The organism is Pseudomonas sp. GM84 (assembly GCF_000282535.1).
GTDB lineage: Bacteria > Pseudomonadota > Gammaproteobacteria > Pseudomonadales > Pseudomonadaceae > Aquipseudomonas.
Map to the genome: position 1 here is coordinate 1 of NZ_AKJC01000052.1, position 2,282 is coordinate 2,282.

A 2,282-nucleotide genomic window follows, 5' to 3' on the forward strand; every position below is an offset into this window, starting at 1 on the left:
GCGGCGCTCGATCTCATAGGCAACGCAAAACCCCCTTCCTATCACGACAAACTTCGCCCCCAACCGAACATTCCGCCCCCCGCGCCGTCATAACTTGAGCCAATGCCGACCCGCAGCGAGGACGCGAAATGACCCAGCCCGACCCGTCATACGTCAAATGGCTCGAAGACCGCTCCATGCTCAAGGCTTCCCAGGAGCGGGCGCGCTTGTACTCCGGCCAGTCACGCCTGTGGCAGAACCCCTACGCCGAAGCCCAGCCACGTCGCGCCACGGAAATCGCCTCGGTGTGGCTGACCGTCTACCCCGACGCGATCATTGCGCCTGAAGGCGACTCGGTGCTGTCTGCCCTGGGTCACGAAGCCTTGTGGAAACGTCTGTCGGACATCGGCGTGCAAGGCATCCACACCGGCCCGATCAAGCAGTCCGGCGGCGTGCGCGGGCGCGATTTCACCCCCAGCGTGGACGGCAACTTCGACCGCATCAGTTTCGACATCGACCCGCTCTACGGCAGCGAGCAGGACCTGGTGCAGATGAGCCGCATGGCCGCCGCGCACAATGCCGTGACCATCGACGACCTGATCCCCTCGCACACCGGCAAGGGCGCCGACTTCCGCCTGGCCGAACTGGCCCACGGCGCCTACCCCGGGCTCTACCACATGGTCGAGATCCGCGAGGAGGACTGGCCATTGCTGCCCGACGTACCCCCTGGGCGTGATGCGGTCAACCTGCTGCCGGCCCAGTGCGACCAGCTCAAGGCCCACCACTACATCGTCGGCCAGTTGCAACGGGTGATCTTCTTCGAGCCAGGGGTCAAGGAAACGGACTGGAGCGTGACAGCGCCGATCACCGGGGTCGATGGCAAGACCCGGCGCTGGGTCTACCTGCACTACTTCAAGGAGGGCCAGCCGTCGCTCAACTGGCTCGACCCCAGCTTCGCCGCCCAGCAGATGATCATCGGCGACGCCTTGCACGCGCTGGACTGCCTGGGCGCGCGCGGGCTGCGCCTGGATGCCAACGGTTTTCTCGGGGTGGAAACCCGCGCCAGCGGCACGGCCTGGTCGGAGAGCCATCCGCTGTCGATCGTCGGCAACCAGCTGATCGGCGGCATGATCCGCAAGGCCGGTGGCTTCAGCTTCCAGGAGCTGAACCTGACCCTGGATGACATCGCGCAGATGTCCAAGGGCGGCGCCGACCTGTCCTACGACTTCATCACCCGCCCCGCCTACCAGCATGCCCTGCTGACCGGCGACACCGAGTTCCTGCGCCTGATGCTCAAGGAGATGCATGGCTTTGGCATTGACCCGGCGTCGTTGATCCATGCCCTGCAGAACCACGACGAACTGACCGTCGAGCTGGTGCACTTCTGGACCCTGCATGCCCACGACATGTACCTGTACAAGGGCCAGACCCTGCCCGGCGGCATCCTGCGCGAGCACATTCGCGAAGAGATCTACGAGCGCCTGTCCGGCGAACACGCCCCGTACAACCTGCGCTTCGTCACCAACGGCATTGCCTGCACCACCGCCAGCCTGATCACCGCGGCGCTGGGCATCCGTGACCTGGAGCAGATTGGCGCGGCCGAGATCGAGCAGATCCAGAAGGTGCACCTGCTGCTGGTGATGTACAACGCCATGCAGCCTGGCGTGGTGGCGCTTTCCGGGTGGGACCTGGTCGGTGCCCTGCCGCTGCCGGCCGAGGCGGTGGCCGAGCGCATGCTCGATGGCGATACCCGCTGGATCCACCGTGGCGCCTACGACCTGGCCGGGCTCGCGCCGCAGGCCTCTGAATCGGTACGCGGCATGCCGCGTGCCCGCGCGCTGTATGGCAGTCTCGACAGCCAGCTGGAAAACCCCGACTCGTTCGCCAGCAAGGTGAAGAAGCTGCTTGCGGTGCGCCAGGCCTATGGCATCGCTACCAGCCGCCAGGTGCTGGTGCCCGAGGTCAGCAGCCCGGGGTTGCTGGTGATGGTGCATGAGCTGCCGGCCGGGCGCGGCATACAGATCAGTGCGCTGAACTTTGGTCAGGAGGTGATTGCCGAGGAGCTGCTGCTGACCGGGTTTACGCCGGGGACGGTGGTGGACATGATCCACGAGACGGTCGAGGGGGACCTGACTGAAGACGGGCGCCTGATGATCAACCTGGAGCCTTTCGAGGCGCTGTGTTTGAGGATCGTCAGCAGCAGTGGGCATGTTTGAGACTGTACTGGCCCTATCGCCGGCAAGCCGGCTCCCACAGGGATCTCCACAGATATTGAGTCTTGTAGGGTACCTGTGGGAGCCGGC

Annotated in this window: 1 protein-coding gene; it reads left to right on the forward strand. The window is 65.3% G+C overall.

All coding sequences use genetic code 11. From position 1 onward, the window contains the following. The first annotated feature begins 128 nt into the window (after window positions 1–128). Entirely contained in the window at window positions 129–2,195 is a 2,067-nt protein-coding gene (treS, locus tag PMI38_RS03550; protein ID WP_008090763.1) for a maltose alpha-D-glucosyltransferase, read from the forward strand. The last annotated feature ends 87 nt before the right edge of the window (window positions 2,196–2,282 follow it).

Bases quoted from the DNA above. Each gene is read 5' to 3' on its own strand.
- treS (WP_008090763.1), top strand. From the start codon at position 129: ATGACCCAGCCCGACCCGTCATACGTCAAATGGCTCGAAGACCGCTCC.